Annotated in this window: 22 protein-coding genes; 6 read left to right on the top strand and 16 right to left on the bottom strand. The window is 61.7% G+C overall.

What is annotated here, in order from left to right; translation table 11 throughout:
* Positions 1–6: 6 nt before the first annotated feature.
* The 5 genes from ACRTG1_RS02555 (at position 7) to ACRTG1_RS02575 (ending at position 4,176) form a co-directional block, all read left to right on the top strand.
* Positions 7–666 carry an amino acid ABC transporter permease gene (locus ACRTG1_RS02555; protein ID WP_113156623.1) on the top strand — a complete coding sequence of 220 codons (660 nt, stop codon included), beginning with the start codon at positions 7–9 and terminating at the stop codon, positions 664–666.
* Positions 656–1,315: an ectoine/hydroxyectoine ABC transporter permease subunit EhuD gene (gene ehuD, locus ACRTG1_RS02560; protein ID WP_113156622.1), complete on the top strand. Its 660-nt coding sequence runs from the start codon at positions 656–658 to the stop codon at positions 1,313–1,315. Before ACRTG1_RS02555 ends, ehuD begins: the two co-directional genes overlap by 11 nt.
* A gap of 1 nt (position 1,316) precedes the next feature.
* Complete coding sequence (locus ACRTG1_RS02565) at positions 1,317–2,099, top strand: amino acid ABC transporter ATP-binding protein (protein WP_206545088.1); 783 nt, start codon at positions 1,317–1,319, stop codon at positions 2,097–2,099.
* A 24-nt stretch (positions 2,100–2,123) separates the two neighbouring features.
* Positions 2,124–3,131 (top strand): succinylglutamate desuccinylase/aspartoacylase family protein, encoded by a 1,008-nt coding sequence (locus ACRTG1_RS02570; protein WP_432515711.1) that lies wholly within the window; start codon positions 2,124–2,126, stop codon positions 3,129–3,131.
* Positions 3,132–3,357: 226 nt separating this feature from the next.
* Positions 3,358–4,176 (top strand): IclR family transcriptional regulator, encoded by an 819-nt coding sequence (locus tag ACRTG1_RS02575; protein WP_113156620.1) that lies wholly within the window; start codon positions 3,358–3,360, stop codon positions 4,174–4,176.
* Here the strand turns inward: ACRTG1_RS02575 and ACRTG1_RS02580 are convergent.
* From ACRTG1_RS02580 to ACRTG1_RS02650, 15 genes are all read right to left on the bottom strand, one after another.
* On the bottom strand, positions 4,167–4,766 hold the full coding sequence (locus ACRTG1_RS02580) for a pentapeptide repeat-containing protein (protein ID WP_432515712.1): 600 nt from the start codon (positions 4,764–4,766) through the stop codon (positions 4,167–4,169). The genes ACRTG1_RS02575 and ACRTG1_RS02580 overlap by 10 nt on opposite strands.
* On the bottom strand, positions 4,766–5,233 hold the full coding sequence (locus ACRTG1_RS02585; RefSeq protein ID WP_206545091.1) for a flavodoxin domain-containing protein: 468 nt from the start codon (positions 5,231–5,233) through the stop codon (positions 4,766–4,768). Before ACRTG1_RS02585 ends, ACRTG1_RS02580 begins: the two co-directional genes overlap by 1 nt.
* Positions 5,230–6,480, bottom strand: a complete 1,251-nt coding sequence (locus ACRTG1_RS02590) for an FAD-dependent oxidoreductase (protein WP_206552975.1) — start codon at positions 6,478–6,480, stop codon at positions 5,230–5,232. The genes ACRTG1_RS02585 and ACRTG1_RS02590 overlap by 4 nt, the downstream gene beginning before the upstream one ends.
* The gene (locus ACRTG1_RS02595) at positions 6,477–7,970 is read right to left on the bottom strand and encodes an aldehyde dehydrogenase (RefSeq protein ID WP_432515713.1); all 1,494 of its coding nucleotides are present in this window, start codon (positions 7,968–7,970) and stop codon (positions 6,477–6,479) included. Before ACRTG1_RS02595 ends, ACRTG1_RS02590 begins: the two co-directional genes overlap by 4 nt.
* 13 nt (positions 7,971–7,983) lie before the next feature.
* Entirely contained in the window at positions 7,984–8,808 is an 825-nt protein-coding gene (locus ACRTG1_RS02600) for an aspartate dehydrogenase (protein WP_432515714.1), read from the bottom strand.
* Between the two features lie 4 nt (positions 8,809–8,812).
* Positions 8,813–10,486 (bottom strand): thiamine pyrophosphate-binding protein, encoded by a 1,674-nt coding sequence (locus ACRTG1_RS02605; protein ID WP_432515715.1) that lies wholly within the window; start codon positions 10,484–10,486, stop codon positions 8,813–8,815.
* A 10-nt stretch (positions 10,487–10,496) separates the two neighbouring features.
* The gene (locus tag ACRTG1_RS02610) at positions 10,497–11,285 is read right to left on the bottom strand and encodes an SDR family oxidoreductase (RefSeq protein ID WP_206545096.1); all 789 of its coding nucleotides are present in this window, start codon (positions 11,283–11,285) and stop codon (positions 10,497–10,499) included.
* Positions 11,285–12,211: a VOC family protein gene (locus tag ACRTG1_RS02615; RefSeq protein ID WP_113157116.1), complete on the bottom strand. Its 927-nt coding sequence runs from the start codon at positions 12,209–12,211 to the stop codon at positions 11,285–11,287. Before ACRTG1_RS02615 ends, ACRTG1_RS02610 begins: the two co-directional genes overlap by 1 nt.
* Before the next feature lie 20 nt (positions 12,212–12,231).
* The gene (locus tag ACRTG1_RS02620) at positions 12,232–13,044 is read right to left on the bottom strand and encodes an alpha/beta fold hydrolase (protein WP_420507796.1); all 813 of its coding nucleotides are present in this window, start codon (positions 13,042–13,044) and stop codon (positions 12,232–12,234) included.
* Positions 13,045–13,051: 7 nt separating this feature from the next.
* Positions 13,052–13,789: an SDR family oxidoreductase gene (locus ACRTG1_RS02625; protein WP_432515716.1), complete on the bottom strand. Its 738-nt coding sequence runs from the start codon at positions 13,787–13,789 to the stop codon at positions 13,052–13,054.
* Positions 13,789–14,820 (bottom strand): Rieske 2Fe-2S domain-containing protein, encoded by a 1,032-nt coding sequence (locus ACRTG1_RS02630; RefSeq protein ID WP_297561266.1) that lies wholly within the window; start codon positions 14,818–14,820, stop codon positions 13,789–13,791. Before ACRTG1_RS02630 ends, ACRTG1_RS02625 begins: the two co-directional genes overlap by 1 nt.
* A 64-nt stretch (positions 14,821–14,884) precedes the next feature.
* Positions 14,885–15,715, bottom strand: coding sequence for an ABC transporter permease (locus ACRTG1_RS02635; protein ID WP_432515717.1), 831 nt, complete (start codon positions 15,713–15,715; stop codon positions 14,885–14,887).
* Positions 15,712–16,686 carry an ABC transporter substrate-binding protein gene (locus ACRTG1_RS02640; RefSeq protein ID WP_206545100.1) on the bottom strand — a complete coding sequence of 325 codons (975 nt, stop codon included), beginning with the start codon at positions 16,684–16,686 and terminating at the stop codon, positions 15,712–15,714. Before ACRTG1_RS02640 ends, ACRTG1_RS02635 begins: the two co-directional genes overlap by 4 nt.
* Before the next feature lie 26 nt (positions 16,687–16,712).
* Positions 16,713–17,489 carry an ABC transporter ATP-binding protein gene (locus tag ACRTG1_RS02645; RefSeq protein ID WP_224873232.1) on the bottom strand — a complete coding sequence of 259 codons (777 nt, stop codon included), beginning with the start codon at positions 17,487–17,489 and terminating at the stop codon, positions 16,713–16,715.
* Positions 17,473–17,775, bottom strand: a complete 303-nt coding sequence (locus ACRTG1_RS02650) for a recombinase-like helix-turn-helix domain-containing protein (protein ID WP_297561274.1) — start codon at positions 17,773–17,775, stop codon at positions 17,473–17,475. The genes ACRTG1_RS02645 and ACRTG1_RS02650 overlap by 17 nt, the downstream gene beginning before the upstream one ends.
* A 251-nt stretch (positions 17,776–18,026) precedes the next feature.
* Here ACRTG1_RS02650 and ACRTG1_RS02655 point away from each other — a divergent pair, with 251 nt between their 5' ends.
* Positions 18,027–19,157, top strand: a complete 1,131-nt coding sequence (locus ACRTG1_RS02655) for an FAD-dependent monooxygenase (protein WP_206545102.1) — start codon at positions 18,027–18,029, stop codon at positions 19,155–19,157.
* A gap of 97 nt (positions 19,158–19,254) precedes the next feature.
* Here ACRTG1_RS02655 and ACRTG1_RS02660 read toward each other — a convergent pair whose 3' ends face one another.
* A complete protein-coding gene (locus ACRTG1_RS02660) occupies positions 19,255–20,202 on the bottom strand; it encodes a cupin domain-containing protein (RefSeq protein WP_113156607.1) in 948 nt (315 codons plus the stop codon).
* Positions 20,203–20,208: the final 6 nt, after the last annotated feature.

The following is a 20,208-nucleotide window of genomic DNA, read 5'->3' on the forward strand; positions in this document are numbered from 1 at the left end:
TGTGCAGTGAGTTTTACAGCCACGCTTGCCGGCATTTTCGAGGGGCTCGGCGTAACAGCCACCATTACCTTCTACGGGATGATGTTCGCCGTGCCCTTCGCTCTTGTCTTTGGCGTTTTACAGCATTTCACCAAGGGATTTGCGCATCTGCTCGTGACCTCGATCATCGAGTTCTGGCGCAGTTCACCGGTGATTATCCTGCTCTTCGTTTTCTACTACTCACTGCCAAGCTTCGGCATAACACTCTCCGGCATCACCGTGGGCGCGATGGCGCTCGGACTGAACATTGGCGGCTATGGCAGCCAGTCGGTCCGGGCCGCATTGCAGGCGCTGGATGTCGGCCAGGTGGAGGCAGGCAAGGCATTGGGTTTGCGGCGGATCGAGATCCTGGGCCTGATCGAGCTGCCGCAGGCCTTTGCAGCCATGATGCCGACTTTCATCAATCAGTTCATACAGCTGATCAAGGGAACGGCGCTCGTTTCGCTGATCACCCTCACGGACATGACTTTCCGTGCAAAGGAAATCTCGCAACTGCAATACGATCCGGTCGGCACTTACACGGCCCTGCTGCTTGCATATTTCATCGTCTGTTACCCCGCGACCATTCTTGGACGCTGGACGGAGCGGCGCGTGAGCATTGAAGGGAGGGGACAGCGTGACGTTTGATTTCGCCTTCGCCCTCTCCGTTCTGCCCACGATACTCGCCGCCGTGGGCACGACGATCTGGGTCGCCATTGCGAGCTGTCTGGGTGCTGCCCTGCTCGGCTTTCTTCTGGAGATCCTTCGCCGCAGCGGCCGTCTGTTCGGCTACACGATGCGGTTTGTCATTGACTTCATCAGGTCCACCCCGGTTCTGGTGCAGATCTACTTTCTGTACTTTGTGCTGCCGTTCTACGGCGTGACGCTACCCGCATACGCCGTCGGCGTTCTGGCGTTAAGCGTCTACTACAGCGGTTATCTGGCCGAAGTCTTCAAGGCGGGTATCGACACCATCTCGGCCGGGCAATTCGAAGCAGCAACGGCACTGGGCCTCAAGCACTTCGACACCATCATATTCGTCATCGCACCCCAGATGTTGCGCAACATCGCGGCCCCGATGGGCAACTACTTCGTATCGATCCTGAAGGCGACGCCCTATCTGGCCGTGATTGCTGTCCCGGAAATGCTCGGCGCTGCGATGGAAGTCTCAAGCGACACTTTTCGCTACGCAGAACCGATGCTGATCGTCGGAGTGGTCTTCCTGATCCTCGCCGTATCGATCGCACAGCTCGTGCGTGTATTGGAGAACAAGCTCTTGGCATCGGAGAAACGATAACATGACTGCCGTAGAAGCAATGTCCACGGGAGTTGTGGGAAGCGCGCTGGAAATGAAGCCAGCCGTTGAAATCAAGAAACTCAACAAATGGTACGGCAAGCTGCATGTCCTGAAGGATGTCGATCTCACAGTCGGAACCGGTGAACAGATCGTCATCTGCGGGCCGTCCGGTTCCGGCAAATCGACGCTCATCCGCTGCGTCAACCAGCTGGAAGAGCATCAGCAGGGCGAGATCCGCGTGAATGGCCGCGAAGTCGGAACCGGCGTGCGCGCCATGCATGAAATCCGCCGGAATGTCGGCATGGTTTTCCAGCACTTCAATCTGTTCCCGCACCTCACTGTGCTCAGAAATTGCACCCTGGCCCTGACGCGCGCAAAACGCCTGCCGCGCCGCGAGGCAGAGGATATCGCGCGGCACTACCTCGCACGGGTCAAAATCCCGGAAAAGGCGGACGCCTATCCAAGCCAGCTCTCAGGCGGGCAACGCCAGCGCGTCGCCATTGCACGTGCTCTGTGCATGCATCCGCGCGTCATGTTGTTCGATGAACCCACATCCGCTCTAGACCCCGAGATGATCAAGGAAGTTCTGGACGTCATGACGGAACTGGCCCGCGACGGCATGACGATGCTCTGCGTCACGCATGAGATGGGGTTTGCCAGAAAAGTTGCAGACCGTGTCGTGTTCATGGATGGCGGATCAGTGGTGGAGGAAGCACCACCCGAAACGTTCTTCGCTCATCCCGAGAACGAGCGGACACAGCGCTTCCTCAGCCAGATCCTTTAAAACCATCAGAGAGTATTGTTCAGAATGTCTGACGTCAGCATGCTTTGGACCGGGCTTGATTACGAGCGATCTGGCAAGCAATCCGATTATCTCCGCCTGCCGCATTCATCGGACCTGTCCGCCTATGGGTGGATCCCCATCCCTCTGGTGGTCATCGCCAACGGGACAGGCCCTACGCTTCTGCTGACGGCAGGCACGCACGGAGATGAGTATGAAGGGCAGATCGCCCTCAACCGCCTGGCGCGCGAACTTCAGCCAGAGGAAGTCAATGGCCGCGTCATTATAATGCCCGCTCTGAACTTTCCTGCCGTCATGGCGGGGCGACGCGTCTCCCCGCTGGACGAGGGCAATCTCAACCGCCTCTTTCCGGGTGACCCGAAGATGGGACCGACGGCTGCGATCGCGCACTATGTCGACAGGGTTCTGTTCCCGAAATGCGATCTGGTGATCGACCTGCATTCGGGCGGACGCTCACTCGACTATCTGCCGCTGGCGCTGGCGCATCCCGGCTCGAACGACGATCACAGAGAAAAAGTGATGGCGCTCCTCGATGCCTTCGGTGCGCCATTCAGCGTGTTGACCGATGGAAGCGGCGGTGGTGGGCACACCACATTGTATGCCGCAGCCGCCAAACGCGGTATTCCGGCGCTGACGACAGAACTCGGAGGCGGCGCAACCCTGTCGCCTCGCGGTTTGGCGATAGCCGAAACCGGTGTCCGTCGCGTCCTGAAGCACTTCGGAATTGCACCGGGCCTGGATGTCGACGACACGTCCTCGACGCGCCTCATGCGCTCACTGGGACGGGAAGCAGCGATTTACACTCCCGAAGGCGGGCTGTTCGAACCGAATGCCGATCTCGGCGAAATGGTTACAGCCGGCGATTTGGCCGGGCGCATCCACTTTCCCGATAGTCCAATGAGAGACCCGGTTGAACTCCATTTTTCAACCTCCGGCATGATCAGCTGCCGCCGCTTCCCCACATTGACGCAGCGAGGCGATTGCCTGTTCAACGTGATGACGGACGCCGAATAGGTTGGGTGTCTTCAAGCGCACGTCGTGGGGACCGGCCGGCATAGGCGAAATTTGAGGACTGGCAATGTATAACGCCCCGCCGCGGCCGATGCGCGCGCGGATTCTTTCAGGCAATCCAAGTCGTCGCTGCCGTCATATTCTGGGTCCATTCCCAGATAGCCATCTACTGCATGCTGTTCAAATATGATAAACGCGGCCAAATAAGAGCAATTCAGCGGGGCCGTTCGTGGCGGAAGAGCAAAAAACAGAAACGAAAGAACCACTTTACGTCGTTCCTCCCGTCACAAGGGCGATTGCACTGCTTCGTTATATCGCGGCGGGCAATCGGTGCCGCAACATCAGCAATGCCGCAAAAGCGCTCGACATCAATCGCACCACGCTCATCCGCCTTCTTGCAACGCTCGAGACTGAAAGCATCATCGAACCGATTGCCGACGATGGTGGTTATCGCCTCGGTACCGGACTGATCGCGCTGGCGTCGGAAGCGCTGAACGAACGCAGCATTCTTCAGGTGGCGCGACCGTTCCTCAAGCAGCTTGTCGATTCGCTTAACCTGTCAGCGCATCTTGGCGTTCTGGAGGGGCGTGAGATCGTGTATCTGGCGCGCGAAACGCCGAATTCCCACCTCGCCAGCACGGTGCGCGAAGGCACAAGATTGCAGGCCCATGCGACAACGATCGGCCGCATTCTTCTGGCGGAACTGCCGATCGCATCGCTTCGTTCGCTCTATGCCGGTCAGGCAATGGAATCCTTCACGACCAAAACGCGCACGACGCTTGCCGAGCTTGAAAAACAGCTACTGGCGGATCGCGCGCGCGGGATCGCCTGGAGCGTCGCGAACTTCGAACCTGAGATCGGATCCGCTGCGGTCGCCATCCACGACCACCAAGCGCGCGCCGTCGGCGCCATCAATGTAACCGGCCACGCCAGCGTCTTCGCCGAGGACGGGCCCCACGCCGGGAAAATCGAACAGGAGCTCAAGGCCGTCGCACGCGCCATGTCCGAAGCGCTCGGTTATCGCGGCTGGTCAGCCGATCAATTGTAGGTGTAGCCGTAGGAAAGCGGGAAGGTGCCGCTCCGCAATCGCCTGTTTCCCACAAGCGCATTGCGCAACCAAAGGCGACCATGCACCTGCGTGTCTGCGAAGTCTGCGTTTTCCGGCAATTGCGCGGCCTCGCACCACAATCCGCCCAGCCACTCGGCCTTTTGGAAAGACGCCTTCCCCCGCACCCACACGCCGTGCAGCGAAAAATTCCCGTAGCACGCGATACGCTGAAAATTCGCTCCCATTGCAAAGTCCGCCCTGTCAAACCGTGCGATGCCGCGGAACTCCGCTCCTTCGAAACATGCTTCAGCAGCAAAAATCGCCTGATCGAAGCGGGCATCATTGGTGAACACCGCATGTGCGAAAAGGGTCTTTCCGCCAAAACGCGCATTGCTGAACCAGCTTACGCCGAGAAAGCGGGTGCCCGTCGCATCGATACCGTCAGGAAAAGATGCGCCCGTGAAGTCCACACCCGTAAGGTCGAGCCCGGCTAGATCCAGGGTGCCCTCGCAGACGACACCGGAAAGGTCTACGCAATCTCCATGCCTCCAGGGTGCGCAGACCAGCGCCCGTATCTCGGCCGCCTTCATCACGCTGTCTCGCTGATTTTTTCCTCGGCCAGCGCCACGATCTGCGCGGCCCAGGGGAAAGCCAGATCTTCAGCCATATCGCCGCCTGACGCATCATGCGTTATGCGCTCGCCGATCTGCACCGCGCCCTGTGAAGCCAACAGTTCCGCAAGCCCCTTGCTGCCGAAGCCGAAAGTCTCTTCGTATTCGCTGTCACCCAGACCGAAAATGCCGAAATGGACGCCTGCCAGATCCGGTGTGGATGCCTGCAAAGCGGCGGCAAAGGGCTGCGCCGAAGCAGGCAATTCGCCATCGCCATATGATGAACAGACAATCAGATAAAGCCGGCCGGTCTCGAATGAGTCGGGCGAAAAATCCGACAGATTGCAGCAACCGACATCGTGCTCGCCCGAAAGCTCGCCCACAATGTCCTCGGCCAGCATTTCGGCATTGCCGGTCTCGGTGCCGTAAAGAAGCATAATGTTCATTGTTGAGGCTCCTTTTTCTGAAAGGCGAGCGCCAGCATGGCGTCCCGTGAAGCGATCTTGGCGCGGCAGCGGTTCTGCGGGGCGGCGGCGATTTCGGCTGCGTCGATGCGTTTCCAGCCCTGATAATCGACCGCATCGGCCCACGCAGGGTAAGCGTTGCGGCCTGGCTTCACCGCCGATCCGCCATTTGTCTGCAGATCAGTTAGAATGCGCTCTGCCAGACGCTGCGCATCAGCGCGGTTGTCAGGGATGGTTCCTTGTGGGCCACGGCGAAACCAGCCCGTTGCATAAAGGCCAGCATCGATGACACCGGCTTCCGGGTCCACAGCCCCGCCGATCATCGCATCGCGGGGCAGCCCTTCCTGCGCCGCGAACCCAATCGCGGTGATAAAGGCGCTGCATGGCAGGACAAGGAGCTCGCCCTGCCTGTCTTCGAAACGGGCCTCCTGAAGACGACCGTCGACACCGGAAAGCTCGACCGGGGTAAGGCCAAAACGAAAAGTGATGCGACGCTCGCCGGAACCATGACCGTCAATCGCTTCGAGCGCCGCGATCTTCTTCGCCGCAGCCGGGTCGTCGCCGACACCCGCATCAACAACGCGGATGCTCACACCTTCAAGCTTCGCCAGTTCCTTGATCATTACGGGATCGAACTTCGCGGCGGCTGCCGGCGAACGGCCGACAATCTCTATTTCCTCAATACCGGAAGCGGCCAGCCACGCGGTCGGCCCTGCGCCCAGATCGGAACCGGCAAGTTCCTCCGGCGTCTTTGCAAGCAGGCGCAGAATGTCGATGGCGACATTGCCATTGCCCATGATCACCACCCGGCTGCCCAGTTCAGGCAACGGCTCGGCGTCGGGGTGTTCGTAGAGCGCCCGCGTAAGGCGACCCGCGCGGTGGACGCCCGACAATGCCTCGCCCGGAATATCAAGCGCGCGATCCGCAGACAATCCGGCGGCGAGCACCACCGCGTCATAAGCCGCACGCAGATCATCGAGGCTCACATCATCGCCGATTGAGACATTGCCGATGAAGCCAGCGCCCTGACGTTCGAACAGGCGTTCGAACTGGCGGATAACGCCCTTTGTTCCCTGATGATCGGCCGCCACGCCATAACGCACGAGGCCATAGGGAACGGGAAGGCGATCGATCAGGTCGAGCCTGAGATCCGGCTCGGCCTTCAGCAGCGCCTGCGCCAGATAACAACCGGACGGGCCCGAACCGACAATGGCGACCGCGCGGCTCATTTTGCCTGCACCGTGGCTGCCGCCCAGGGGTGCGGTGCGCCCGACAGGTCGGTGTAGAACGACTTCTGCGCCATGTAGGCACGCAGGCCCTCGCGTCCCTTTTCGCGTCCCATGCCGCTTTCCTTCTCGCCACCGAAGGGCGTGGAGATCGAAAACTGCTTGTAGGTGTTGATCCAGACGGTGCCCGCGCCGATGGCGTTGCCGACCCGCCAGCTCTTGGGGAAATCGCGGGTCCAGAGACCACAGGCCAGGCCATACTCATTGTCGTTGGCCTGCGCGATGACATCTTCCTCACTGTCAAACGGCAGAACCACCAGAACAGGGCCGAACACTTCCTCGCGGCAGATGCGCGCCTTGTTGTCGACGCCGGCCAGAATGGTCGGCAAATAGTAAGCCCCCTTGTCAAAGGCCGCCCCTTCGGGAGCGCCGCCGCCAATGAGCACTTCAGCGCCCTCTTCGCGCGCCCGGCGAACATGTTCTGCAACGCTGTCGCGATGATCGATGTGAACCATCGGCGCAACCTGCGTGTCGGCCTCGAATGGATGCCCCACCCTCAGCCTCTGGGTCGCAGCCACGAGGCGTTCAACGAACTGGTCGTAGATCGGCCGCTCGACAAACAGGCGCGCACCGGCAATGCAGCTCTGCCCGGTGGAAGAGAAGATGCCGAACAGCACACCGGCCAGTGCCTGCTCGATGTCGGCATCGGCAAAGACAATCGTCGGAGACTTGCCGCCAAGCTCCAGAGAAACCGGCATCAGTTTCTGCGCCGCTTTCACGGCAAGGGCGCGGCCCGTCGCCGTGCCGCCGGTAAAGCTGATCTTGGCGATATCGGGGTGCTCGACCAGAAGGTTTCCGATCTCGCGCCCTGCGCCGGGAAGCACCGAAAACAGCCCCTTGGGCAGGCCTGAAGCCTCAATGATCCGCGCCAGCTCCAGCGAAACGAGCGGCGACCAGGAAGCGGGCTTCAACAGAACCGCATTGCCTGCCGCCAGCGCCGGAGCAACCTTCTGCGCATCCGAGGCAATCGGCGAGTTCCAGGGCGTGATCGCACCGACCAGGCCCAGCGGCTCATGGACCGACATGGTCAGCGCGTCGCCGCGCTGCACCGTGAGCGCCTCGTCCGCGCTCTCAAGCACCGCACCGAAATAGCGGAATGTGCCGGCGGCAGAGGCAGCCAGCGCCCCCGTTTCCCGCGGGGTCTTGCCCGTGTCACGGCTCTGGATATGGGAGATGCGCTCGGCATTCGCCTCGATGCCGTCCGCAATGGCATATAGGAAGCGTGCGCGCTCATGCGGCTTCAGATTGCGCCACGCCGGGTCTGCCTGCGCCTTCTTTGCCCGTTCGATGGCGCGCTCCCCATCGGCGACGCTCGCGCCACGAAGCACGCGGTTGACGCTGCCATCGGCGGGGAAGATCGAGGTGATTTCAGCCCCGCTTCCCTCTTCCCATTCTCCAGCGACGAAGAGCTTGTTCTGCGGCAGTTCGATCATCTTCGCCTCCATCTCAAATCGCCACCGGGCCGATCCGGTTCCGGATCTCCCGCAACACGCTGTAAACCGTTGAAACGGATGTCTTGGCGTTCCCTGCCGACGGCAGGTTCTCGATGCGCATCGTGTATTTCGCCAGCGGCGAGACAACCGAGTATTCATGGACATTGCCGGGCGCCGCAGGATCGGCAACCAGCTCGACCTGGGTCGCCTCAAATCCTGCTCCGGCCAGCGCCAGCGTCGCCGCGACATTGGCGTTCTTGGGGAATTCCCGTGCGGCTTCACGCGCCGTGCCACGGAAAAAGATCGCGGCATCGTCCAGTGCGCGAAGATCAAGCGCCTGCTCGGCTGGCGTTCCACTCCAGGCTAGCGGTGGCTTGGAGCCACGGTAGCGCACCTCCAGTCCACCGGCCGCTCCCAGCGCGGAAAGAAGATCCACACCTCCCACTGCGCCAGCAGGCAGAATAAGCCGCGCCCCACCGGCGCTGGCGGCCGCCCGCAATTCCTTCTCCAGCGCTTCATCAGAGAGCGCGCCAATCGAGACGATCACCACATCGATGCCGGCGTGCAAAACCGAAGGAGCATGCGCGAGAACCGCAGCGTGTCCGGCGCACTCGACCACCAATTCGGGCCGATGAGACAAAAGCGCCTGCGCATCCGTGACCACGGCGAACTCTCCGGCCACGCTCGCGAATTCACTCGCCAGACGCGCTTCCGTCTCGTCCACCATTTCCGGCAAAACCAGCACAGCCAGATGCTCAAGCGGCGCATCGAGCGTTTGCTTCAGCTGGGTGAGCAGGGTTTGCGCGATGTTGCCAAAGCCGATCATTCCAAGCCGCATCGCTCTATTCTCCCTTGCCCGCAGCACCCGCCGGCGGGCCGGCAAACGCCTCGTTGAACGGGCCAATCGCGCACATATCGATCTCGATAAGCTGCGGTCCGTCAGCGGCCACAGCCTCATCGAAGGCAGCGGGGAATTCAGCGACATCGCTGATCACCCGATGCGGCATGCCGATTGCTTTGCAGAACCCGGCAAAGTCAGGCGTCGCCAATGCCGAATAGTGTCGGCGGCTGTCATATTGCGCATCCTGAATGTTCTGGATCACGCCGTAGGCCTTGTCGTTCATCAACAGGTAGACGAGCGGCGCATTCTCCTCAACGGCGGTAATCATCTCGGCAAGACCGAGCATCGTCCCGCCATCGCCCAGAAGCGTGATCGCCTTGGCTCCCCTGGTGGCGACCGCCGCCCCGACACCCATGGCCACACCCTGACCGATGCCTCCACCCAGCGCGTGAACGCCGAGTTTGGGATCTGCAATCCGCACATAGCGATTGCCGAACGTTGAGTTCGAGATGGTGACGTCACGAACCCAGGGATGTCCGTTGGAGAAGATCCGATCCGCCAGCGTGTCGGCGACAACCCGGTAGGGGCCGAGAACATCACGCATCCGGCCTTCCGCTTCGGCCCGCGTGCGGGCGATGTCGAAGGACAGGTTGGTGTCAGTGTCGAGCGTGTCCGGCAGGCGCTCGAGCAGGCGGGCCAGCGTGTCTGCGGCATCACCGTGAGCGAAGACCTCAACCGGATAGTTCCGACCGCCCTGCGCCGCATCGGCGTCGATCTGCACCAGAGGCCGGGGCAGCGGCATCTTGTTGTTGCGGGTTTCATTGCCGCGCAGACGCGAACCGACAACGATCATCAGATCGCAGCTCTTGTAGAGCTCGACGGCTTCCGGCGTCATATTGAACGCGCCCAGGCTTGCCGGCTCTGCTTCCGACACAATGGCGCGGCCATTGGTTGATGTGACGACGCCAAAACCACGCCGCATCAACTCAGTGGCTTCCTTGCCGGCGGCACAAGCACCACCGCCAAGCCACAGAAGCGGGCGTTTCGCCTTCTTCACCAGTTCGGCGATTTCGTCGATCACACTCTCCGGCGCAATTGGGCGGATCGGCTGCGGTTTATGGATGCGCGTGGCCGGACACGCCGGCGTTCTCTGAACATCGACGGGAATTTCCAGACTTACCGGTCCGGTCGGCGCGGAAAGCGCAGCCGACACCGCTGCGGTGAGCGCGCCAACCGCTCCGTTTGCGTCCCACATGCGGAACACTGCCTTCGAGACGCCGCGCAACATCTCCGGCTGGCGCGGCACATCATGGATCGCAGCGCGGTCGCGGTCGGCAAACTCCAGATCGACCTGCGTGGTAATGTGCAGAACCCGCGAGCCGGCGGTCAGCGCCTCGGCCTGCGCTCCCGCCGCATTGCCGGCAGCCGTTCCCGTGGAGGTCAGGCAGACACCCAGCTCACCGGATACACGGGCAAAGGCATCGGCCATGTTCATGGCGCCCGCTTCGCCGCGCGCCGGCACGAACCGGATCCGCTCCTGCCGCGCGATGGCGTCGAGGATCGGCATGTTGTGAATGGAGATGACCCCGAACACGGTGGTAACGCCGATCTCTGCGAGATAGCGGGCGATAAGGTCCCCAACCGTCTCGGAGGCTGTGATTGTTTCGAGTTTCATCCCGTGTCCTTCAAATGTAACGAGACAGGCCGCCCGAAACTTCGAGCTGTGCGCCTGTGATGTAACTCGCCGCCGGCGAGCCAAGAAAAGCGATTGCCGCAGCGGCTTCCGCAGGATTGCCAAGACGGCCGAGTGGTATGCCCTTCTTTGCCGCCAGCGCGCCGTACCAGTCGGCGCGGCTCTGGGTCTGGTCTTCGCGCTCTGCAAAGCGGCGCGACCACTGACCGGAACCGACAAGACCGAGCAGGATCGAGTTGACCCTCACGTCAGGCGCGAGTTCGACGCTCAGCGATTTGATGAGGTTCTGCACACCGGCGCGCGCCGAAGAGGTGCAGACCATGTGCGGCTCGGGCTGGTAGGCAAGAAGCGAGTTGACCGCGACGATGGCTCCCTTCGCCCTGCGCAGCATCGGCAGGAAAGCGCGCGTCGGGTGAATCTGGCTGAACAGCTTCAGTTCGTATTCAGCGCGCCAGTCATCATCTGTCGTTTCGGCAAAGGTGGAGATGCGCCCCTGCCCGGCATTGTTGACCAGAAGGTCGCAACGCCCGAAGCGGTCTTCCACGGCGCTGGCGAAATTCTTCACCGCATCCGGTTCGAGAACCGAGAAGGCACGCGCCATGACACGCTCTTCGCCATAGTCGCGAACCATTACGGCCGCTACATCGTTGAGCCTGCTTTCCGTGCGGGCGCAGAAGGCCACGCTCGCTCCCGACTGGAGCAGCGTCTCAACCGTGGCCAGGCCTATTCCCGACGAACCGCCGGTGACCACCGCGACTTTGCCGTCATATCCGTAATGCATCAGATGTTGCTCCTGGCGGGTGCGAGTTCGGGAAAACCGGGATCGGGACGCCCCTGCATCACGGCGCGCTGAGCCGGCGTCGGCGGACCAGCCGTCATCCAGCGGTCCATCGCCTCGGGCTTGTCGCGCGGCCAGACCTGCGCCTCGTGTGTTGCCTCATCGATCTGCTGCAGCTCGGAGGTGAACTCGATGACGAAGCCCGACGGCGAGACGAAGTAGGCGAACGGATTGTTGCCCGGCCCATGCCGGCCAGGCCCCCAGGTGGGCACATGCCCTTTCTGTTTCATGCGGCCAATGCCCCGCATGAACTCGTCGATGGACGGCATCTCAAACGCAACGTGGTTGACGCTGGCATAGTTGCCGCGCACCAGTGCGATGGAGTGATGATCCGAATTGCAGCGCAGGAAAACCATCTGGTCGGCCGAGTAATCGGAAACGCGAAAGCCCAGAACATGGGTGTAGAATTCCTGCACGCCTTCCATGTCCGGCGTGTTCAGCACCACATGGCTCACCTTGCGCGGCTTGGCCCATTCGGGCTCTTCGTCAAGGCTCAGCGCCTCGGTGCGGAAACGCAGCCGCCGGTTGTCCGGGTCCAGCATCTCGAAGCCGTAGCCGCCGGCATGGTCATCGAACGGCCCCGGCTTGCCGAGCGCGATGCCGCCGCGCGCAACCACCTGGCTATGGAGCGCATCCATCGAAGCCCGGTCCGGCATGGCGAAATGCACATATTCAATGCCGTAGACAGGTCCGTCCTTCAAACCATAGAGAAAGGGTTCGTCCCCCGTGCCCCGGAGAAGCGCTATGCCGTCCTCTTTGTGGGCAAGGCTCAGGCCCCACATATCCTCATAGAACGGCAGCGTGGCGGTGATGCCCGGCCCACGCATCATGATGCCGCGAAGGCTGCCGACACGAACTGTTTCTGCCATGTTCATTCCTCCTTCCGGCCTCAACCGGCTGTTTCCGCAAGCGCTTCCAGAGCCGCTGCAAAAGCGGCGGGAGCCTGCTGATAAAGGGCGTGTCCGGCGTCAGGCACGAGCGTGAGCGCGCCGCGCCATGGCTGACGCAGAGCCGCATGGGCGCGACGCGCGGAGTCGGGTGGCGTCACGACATCCTCCGCCCCGACGATGACGTCGGTTGGCACCTGCAGTCGCTCCGCATCGTCAAGCAGACGACCCGACGCCAGCATGCGTGCGGCCTGCGGGTAACCCGGGGCGCTGACCAGAGCCATGCCGTCGCGCACACGGCGCACGATGTCCGCATTGGCCTCCGGCTGGTAGACCAGCCGTGGCGCGCGCAGATCGGCGAATTCCTCAGCGCCCAACATCTCCAGATCATCGATACGCGCCTGAGCAGCCGCGCTCAGCGCTGCGCCGCGCGGGACACCATGACCAAGTGCCGGCGAACTCAACAGGAGATGGGCGACGCGATCACGATGCCCACTGGCGAATGAAGCCGCCATCAGGCAGCCGAGCGAGTGACCGGCAAGAAGAACACGGTCCAGCTCAAGCCGATCAAGAAACGCCTTCAATGCACCTGCATAGTCGCTCGCCAAAGGCCATTCCGCGTCGAGCGGGTCCGATCCGCAATAGCCCGGCGCGTTCCAGGCGACGACGCGCCAGTCGCGTGGCAAATGTGGAAGAAGCGGAACGAAAGAGGCCGCGTTTGAACCGACCCCATGCAGCATCACCAGCGTCGGGCCACCCGAACCGGGGCGCTCCAGATAGTCGATTGTGCCGGATGTGTGCTCTTTGAAATTCATGACCGCCTCAATTGAAGACAAAACCATTGTTGACCGGCAGAACCTGCCCGGTCAGCGCGAGTGCTCCCTCGCTCAGCAGAAAGGCGATGGCGTCGGTGATCTCGTCCGGGGCCTGTTCTCCGGGCACTGCCCGCCCTTCGGCGTAGAGCCTGTGACGAGCCTCCGGCACATAGTCGGTCGATTCCGTTGTCAGAATACCTGGAGCGACGGCTGTCACACCGATACGGTCGGGCCCCAGTTCGCGCGCCAGCGAGCGTGTCATCGACATCAGCGCTCCCTTGCTCGCCACATAGGACATCAGGCGCGGCGCGCCCCACAAAGCCGTATCCGACGCCACATTCACGATACGCCCGGATCCCGACGCTTTCAGAAGCGGCGTCACCGCACGTGTCATCAGCCACGTGCCGCGCACATTGACCCGCATCACCCGGTCCCAGCTGTCGATGTCGATCTCGTCGAACGGTATCCCGCCAATGCCCGTCGCTATCGCGCCGTTGTTGACGAGGCCATGCAAAGCGCCCGCGCACACCTCCTCCAACACCTTGGCTGCGGCCTCGACCGAGGCTGGTTCGCCGAGATCAAGCGCGATGAAGCGCGCGCCTGTTTCTTCCGCGATCCCCCGTCCCTCTTCTTCGGCGATATCCGCGAGCACAAGGTTTGCGCCCTGCCGCGCCAGGCATCTGGCAATCTCCGCACCAAGGCCGCGCGCGGCCCCGGTGACGAGTATTGTGCGTCCCTCAAGCATCATTCGGCCGCCATCTCGGCCTCGACCTGGCTCTTGGCGGCGCGCGTCAGGATCTGCCTGACACGGGAAACACCGAGATCGTGCTGGTAGAGCATTTCGCGCTTGCGCGCATCATCGGGCATGCCCTCCAGCATGACCCGGTCCTGCTCGAGCACATCCCAGTGGGTCTTTTCCAGCCGGGCGCGATAGAGAAAGCGCCAGCTCTCACGCGCCAGACCCGAGACCTGCCGCATGCGCCAGAAGAAGACCTTGCAGCTGTTGGCGTCGAGCGGGGTCACAAAACCGATGATGCGGAAGACGCCACCCGGCCCTGCGGCCGGCGGATACGGAATCTCCAGGAAGCAGAACATCGAACCGGGATGCACCTCGAACTCGGTCCAGTCGAAGTTCTCCCCCACCTGCCCCACCCGGCTGACCCGGAAACCGGCATCGGTCTTGTCGAGCTTCATCAGGTCCTGCTTGGAGCCGAAGGCCAGGGTGAAGCTCTCCGCATGCAGGTAGCAGCCATGCATCGGGTCGGCGAGATTATCGAGCGCATAGCGATAATTGGCCTGCCACTCGCCGGTACACAGAAAACCCGTCCAGTCGTCACTCGTCAGCTCTTTCGGCAGCGCCAGCGGCGGCGCTTCCGGCTCCTCGATCGACGGCACGTAGACAAACACTGCATCGCCGGCTTCCGCGACCTCGAAAGACTTCAGCGCCTTGCGCCCCTCCAGTGCGCATTCCGGCATCGCCGGCACCCGCACCACCACACCCTCGCCATTGACGACGACGCCGTGATAGCGGCAACTGACGTTCCCCTCATGGATCTCGCCATAGGACAGCGGCGCGCCCCGATGCGGGCAGAAGTCCTCGACGCAGCGCAGCCGGTTCTCGGCATCGCGCCACAGAACGATCTTGTCGCCAAGCAAGCGCGTGCCGTAAGGCCTGCTCGCCTTGATCTCAACCGATTTGGCCACCGGATACCACTGGCCACGCAGACCTGAGTTCACGCGCTCCTCGATCAGCGATTTCTTGTCGATGCCTGTCATGTCCGTCTCCGTCATGGATATCCGAAAGCCTCCCGCTTCCGGCGGTGATGATTGTTGGAAGCGCCTAGTGCTGGGCTCTCGGCAAATAGTGCAGCACCCGATCCTCGATCCGCACGAGCACCGCGTAGAGCAGGAAACCGATCACGGTGAGCAGCACGATGGAATTGAAAACCATCGCCGCATTCGCCTGTCCGCCACCGTAGGAAATCAGAAAGCCAAGGCCCGTGTTTCCGCCGACCAGTTCGCCGACCGTCACGCCGATCACCGCGAGGGTGGACGCAATCCTAAGCCCGGCCATCAGGTTCGGCAGGGTGGACGGCATCTCGACCTTCATGAAAATTCCCCAGCGGGAAAGATTGTAGGCGCGCGCCAGATTGACCAGATCACGGTCGACCGTGCGCATTGCCTGCAACACGTTGACCAGCACCGGGAAGAATACGATCAGAACCGTCACCAGCAGTTTCGGCATGGCGTTGTAGCCGAACCACATGATGAAGAGCGGAGCGAACGCCACTTTCGGAGCGATCTGCAGCGCGAGGATGTAGGGCGAAAGCACCTTCTCCCAGAACTCGGACATTCCCAGCAGATAGCCGATCACCGCGCCAAGCAGACACCCGATGACAAAGCCGAGCACCGTGTAGAGCGCCGTTGAGAGCGTGTGCCCCACCAGCCCTTCCTGAAGCAGCATACGCTTCATCTCGCTCAGGCAGTCTGTCACCGTCGGAATGATGAACTTCGGCACCCCGAGCGCCGGCGGCAGGAACTGCCACGCCAGCAGCACGAGAACGAGAAGCGCCATGCTGGCAAGAAATGTGCTGCTCTGCGTCTTCATGAGGGGCTTTGCCACCTTGGCCGGGGCTTTCGCCCCGGTCTCCATCGAACTGACCTCTGTCATTGGACGAAATCATTCGTGTAGAGGTCTTCAATCGGGACGGCGGTCTGGACAATGCCGCTGTCGACATAGAACGCCTGCACCTTGCCGATACGTTCTGGATCGAATGCGCCGAGGGGCTGGTTTTCACCTTCAGGATAAACCAGTGTCGCGTAGGAGCGCAGGATGCCCTCGATCTCGGCTTCCTTGCCTGCATGCTGCGGAACGGCGGCGACATAGTCCTTGGCGGCCTGCGCCGGATCGGCAGAAATATCGGCAACCGCCTTGAGCACCGCGCCGACGAAACCGCGCACAACCTCGGGACGCTCTTCGATGGTCTTGTCGGAAGCGATGATGGCCTGCGCCATGGCGGGGAAGACCTCATCGACCGGCATCTGTTCCATCTCGACGCCGGCAGCCTCGATGGCGGCAATCCATTCCGGCACACCCGACATGGCCTGCAGATTTCCGGCAATGGTCAACTGAATGATGCCGCCGGGGCCGACCGCCTGAATGTCGGCATCGGCCTTGCTGAGTTCAGCAGAAGCCAGAACGCCCAGAAGATTGTAGTAAGTCGTGTCCTGGAAGGCGAGAACACCGATCGACTTGCCCTTGAGGTCGGCAGGGCCGGTGATGCCGCTGTCCTTGCGCCAAGCAAGCTGCGTCAGGCCGCGTCCGCCGAGCAGAGCCACACCACGAATGTCGAGACCGTTGGCGCGAACGATAATCGGCGTATCGCCGATGCCGCCGCCGAGATCGGCGTTACCGACAGCCACCTGCGTCGCCACATCGGCGCCGCCCTTGCCCACCTGGAACGTAACGTCGAGGCCGGCGTCACCGAAATACCCCTTGCTCTTGGCAAGCTGGAACGGCGCAAACGCGGGCAGAAAATCAGGCGCCGGGAACAGATATGTCACCTTTTCGGCGGCGATTGCGGTGCTGGCAGTGGCCGTCAGAATAACAGCGGCGAGAGCCGATTTAAGCATGCGTCTCATCAGAATTCCCCTTTGTTTCTGGCCAGTCAGATGGCTTTTTCTTCCAGCTTCAGATGTTTGAATATCTGCGCCGCATACTCGCTGACTTCCGGCATCACCCGGCGTCGCAGCGGCTCCTCGCGATACGGCAAATCAACCTTGATCTCGGCCACCACGCTGCCCGGTCTTTCGGAAAGAACCAGAATGCGGTCTGACATAAGAACCGCCTCAGCCAGATCATGGGTAATCAGCAGCGTCGTCTTGCCAGTTTCAGAAATCGTTCCGGCAAAGCTGTTTTGCAGCAGCAGCTTTGTCTGCGCATCAAGCGCGGAGAATGGTTCGTCGAGCAGGACAATTTCCGGCTTGATCGCCAGTGTCCGCGCGAGCGCCGCACGCTGGCGCATGCCGCCGGAGAGCTGATAGGGATAGTGCTTCTCGAACCCTGCCAGATGACAGCGTTTCAGCTCCGCCATCGCCCGGTCCCGGCGTTCCGATCTGGCGACACCGCGCGCTTCCAGCCCAAACTCGACATTCGAAACGATATCGCGCCAGGGCAGAAGCAGATCCTTCTGCAACATGAAACCAACATGTGCATTGGGACCGCCGACGAGCTCGTCGCTGACCAGAACCTCACCGCGCGTTGGCTGGTAAAGGCCGGCAGTCATGCTCAGGATTGTGCTCTTGCCGCAACCTGACGGGCCGACCACAGAGACGAACTCGCCTTCATCGACCCGGAAGTTGATGTCGTTGACGGCGACGAGGTTCTGCCCGGTTCCAGTGGTGAACTCTTTTGTGACCGAGCGAAACTCAAGCGCCATAGCCATGCGCCTCGTATGCAGCGTCGAGTTCTTTGTTCGTCGCCGCCAACTCCTCTGAAAGCAGCGCCTCAGTCCAGTCGGACCGGCCAGAGCGCGGTGCAACGATACCCTTTTCGGTCAGTTGCCGCGCAACGGCTGAAAAATCGTGCTCACCCGTGGCGTAAATCGTCATCAGGGCGTCGGCGAATGCGGCTTCGCGCTCATCCAGTTCACGCCCGCGGCACTGATGCTCCAGCCCGGGACGCCCAGTGTCGAAGGCGCGCTGCGACAGGCGGTCTTTAAAGGCGTCCATCTGTTCCTCCCAATCGATGTTCAAATAAGAACATATTGTTCAAATTTAGAATGTCGAATCCCGGCCGGCTTGTCAACCGCCCCTTTCCGGGGCCTCCTGTGGACATCAGCAGACGCCGGATCATGTCTGGGAGCAGGCACGAAAGGATCCCCCCATCGGCCGACAGGAGCGCGTTGACAGTGTCCACTGCACACAATATCGTTATTTTTTGAACTATACGTTCTTATTTGAACAAATCGGGAGTGAGTTGAATGAAGATCGGCATAGCCGGCGGTGGCGTCGGCGGAATGGCAACGGCGATCGCGCTGCAGAAACAGGGGCACGACGTCACGATTTTCGAGCGCGCCCGCGCCTTCGGTCGCATCGGCGCCGACGTCAATCTCACCCCCAATGCGGTGCACGCACTGGACGGGCTGGGGATCGGCGACCTGCTGCGCAGAACCGCAGCACGCCCTGAATACCGCATCAGCAGAACCTGGGATACTGGCGAAGAGACTTCGCGCCTGCCCATGAGCACGGCAGCGGAGGAACGTTACGGCGCGCCGCAATTGACCATTCACCGCGCTGACCTGCTGACCGCACTCGAAAACGCACTGGCGGAAAACACGATCCGCTTCGCCACCGAGGTCACCGCAGCCGAGCAGACGGACAGCGGAGCAGTCGCCATTCTCTCCGATGGAACACGATTTGAAGCTGATGTTTTGATCGGCGCGGACGGCATCCACTCGGCTGTGCGCCATTCCCTCTTCGGCGAGGATCACCCGCGCTTCACCGGCCTGGTGTCCTACCGCGCCGTTTTCCCGCGCGAGCGCGGTGACGGCATTCCCAATCTCGATTCATTCACCAAATGGTGGGGCCCGACGCCTGCACACCAGATCGTCACCTTCCCGCTCAATCTTGGCACCGAGATATTCGTCTTTGCCACGACGCCGCAGGAAGACTGGACCGAGGAAGGCTGGACCCTGCCGGGCGACATCGACGCGTTGCGGGCGGCCTACGCCGATTTCCACCCCGAAGCCCGCGCCCTGCTAGATGCCTGCGAAACGGTCACCCGCTCCGCGCTGCATGTGCGCGAACCGATGGAGCGCTGGTCCAGTGGAGCAATCACGCTTCTGGGCGATGCGGCGCACCCCATGGTCCCGTTCATGGCGCAGGGCGCATGCATGGCCATTGAAGACGCTGTCGTTCTGGCTCGTGCACTCGATGGCGTCACGCCGGCCTCCGTACCGGAGGCGCTGAAGCGCTATGAAACCGCCCGCATCCCGCGCACCGCCGAAGTCCAGCGGGGATCTCTCGCCAATGACTGGCTGAAACAGGGCACCAATGCCGACTGGGTTTACGGCTACAATGCCTGGGCGACGGAGCTTGCCGAAGCAGCTTGAGGGCGGTCAACCACTGCAGGTAGCTTGAGCGAAGCAGAAATGACTGCGCCCCTGACTTACCAAAGCCAGGGGCGCATTTTCATGGATACGAACCAGACTATGCCGCTTCGTAGACAATCCCGTCGGGCTCGGACGAGCCGATGACCGACCAGACCGTTGCCGGCGCTGCGGAATTGTTGCGGAACCAGTGCTTGCGACCGGCCGGCGTCTTGACCAGATCGCGCAGTCCGAGCTCCACCTCGACGGTCTCGCCATTCTCTTCCCAGCCCACGATGAGCGATCCCTCGAGAACGAGATAGGCGTCTTCGACGTCACGGACGATCGGCTTGATGCCGACCTGTGAGGGAATGCCCAGCATCTCCTTGCGGCAGGTGTCGTGAGCAATGCCACCCTCACCCACATAGACCTTGCGGGTGAAACCGGCCTCTTCCCAGATCGTCGGCAGTTCGTTGTGACGCACAACATACTGCGCCATCAGCTGCTGCAGCGGGTGGCTGCCATTGCGGTCGAAAGGCAGCGTCTTGCCCGGCTCTGCGCCAAAGCTGCGCGCCAGTTCCGCCGGATGCTCCTTCGGGTGGTAGTGATAGACAGGCGGCAGCGGCTTGCCCACATCGACAGAGATCGACATCAGCACCGGCGTCACGCCATCGTTGCGGAAACCATGACCGATCTCGCGGGCATTGAGGATCATGTCCTTCGCGCCAAGCTTGACCTCGACCACTTCACCGTCACGCTCCCAGCCAACGACCAGAACGCCATCGATGATGAGGAAGCTCTCTTCGATCTCATGGCTATGGCAGGCGGCGTATTTGCCAGGCTCCTTGTGGATCAGGCTCAGCGTGAAGTGATCGGGCTTCAGGGTGGACGTGTCGCCAACCTTCGGCGATCCGCCAGCGCCGATATAGCGCATCTGCGCACGGGCCAGATCGTCGAACCCGGCATTCGACGGAAAAGCGTTCCAGTCAAAGGTCTTGTCGGTGAAACGGCCCGTATGCGCGGCAAGGTCCTGGGCAAGAGCTGAAGCGGCGGTCGTGTGTATCGTCATCGTTAT

Origin of the sequence: Nitratireductor sp. PBL-C9 (genome assembly GCF_050877045.1) — a bacterium.
GTDB lineage: Bacteria > Pseudomonadota > Alphaproteobacteria > Rhizobiales > Rhizobiaceae > Nitratireductor > Nitratireductor aquimarinus.

What these genes read in the sequence shown, in the direction of transcription:
- ACRTG1_RS02640 (WP_206545100.1), bottom strand. Translation starts at nt 16,686, where the DNA reads ATGAGACGCATGCTTAAATCGGCTCTCGCCGCTGTTATTCTGACGGCC.
- ACRTG1_RS02625 (WP_432515716.1), bottom strand. Translation starts at nt 13,789, where the DNA reads ATGCTTGAGGGACGCACAATACTCGTCACCGGGGCCGCGCGCGGCCTT.
- ACRTG1_RS02595 (WP_432515713.1), bottom strand. Translation starts at nt 7,970, where the DNA reads ATGATCGAACTGCCGCAGAACAAGCTCTTCGTCGCTGGAGAATGGGAA.
- ACRTG1_RS02650 (WP_297561274.1), bottom strand. Translation starts at nt 17,775, where the DNA reads ATGGACGCCTTTAAAGACCGCCTGTCGCAGCGCGCCTTCGACACTGGG.
- ACRTG1_RS02610 (WP_206545096.1), bottom strand. Translation starts at nt 11,285, where the DNA reads ATGCATTACGGATATGACGGCAAAGTCGCGGTGGTCACCGGCGGTTCG.
- ACRTG1_RS02585 (WP_206545091.1), bottom strand. Translation starts at nt 5,233, where the DNA reads ATGAACATTATGCTTCTTTACGGCACCGAGACCGGCAATGCCGAAATG.
- ACRTG1_RS02655 (WP_206545102.1), top strand. Translation starts at nt 18,027, where the DNA reads ATGAAGATCGGCATAGCCGGCGGTGGCGTCGGCGGAATGGCAACGGCG.
- ACRTG1_RS02620 (WP_420507796.1), bottom strand. Translation starts at nt 13,044, where the DNA reads ATGAATTTCAAAGAGCACACATCCGGCACAATCGACTATCTGGAGCGC.
- ACRTG1_RS02580 (WP_432515712.1), bottom strand. Translation starts at nt 4,766, where the DNA reads ATGAAGGCGGCCGAGATACGGGCGCTGGTCTGCGCACCCTGGAGGCAT.
- ACRTG1_RS02605 (WP_432515715.1), bottom strand. Translation starts at nt 10,486, where the DNA reads ATGAAACTCGAAACAATCACAGCCTCCGAGACGGTTGGGGACCTTATC.
- ACRTG1_RS02590 (WP_206552975.1), bottom strand. Translation starts at nt 6,480, where the DNA reads ATGAGCCGCGCGGTCGCCATTGTCGGTTCGGGCCCGTCCGGTTGTTAT.
- ACRTG1_RS02660 (WP_113156607.1), bottom strand. Translation starts at nt 20,202, where the DNA reads ATGACGATACACACGACCGCCGCTTCAGCTCTTGCCCAGGACCTTGCC.
- ACRTG1_RS02615 (WP_113157116.1), bottom strand. Translation starts at nt 12,211, where the DNA reads ATGGCAGAAACAGTTCGTGTCGGCAGCCTTCGCGGCATCATGATGCGT.
- ACRTG1_RS02565 (WP_206545088.1), top strand. Translation starts at nt 1,317, where the DNA reads ATGACTGCCGTAGAAGCAATGTCCACGGGAGTTGTGGGAAGCGCGCTG.
- ACRTG1_RS02570 (WP_432515711.1), top strand. Translation starts at nt 2,124, where the DNA reads ATGTCTGACGTCAGCATGCTTTGGACCGGGCTTGATTACGAGCGATCT.
- ACRTG1_RS02600 (WP_432515714.1), bottom strand. Translation starts at nt 8,808, where the DNA reads ATGCGGCTTGGAATGATCGGCTTTGGCAACATCGCGCAAACCCTGCTC.
- ACRTG1_RS02645 (WP_224873232.1), bottom strand. Translation starts at nt 17,489, where the DNA reads ATGGCTATGGCGCTTGAGTTTCGCTCGGTCACAAAAGAGTTCACCACT.
- ACRTG1_RS02630 (WP_297561266.1), bottom strand. Translation starts at nt 14,820, where the DNA reads ATGACAGGCATCGACAAGAAATCGCTGATCGAGGAGCGCGTGAACTCA.
- ACRTG1_RS02635 (WP_432515717.1), bottom strand. Translation starts at nt 15,715, where the DNA reads ATGACAGAGGTCAGTTCGATGGAGACCGGGGCGAAAGCCCCGGCCAAG.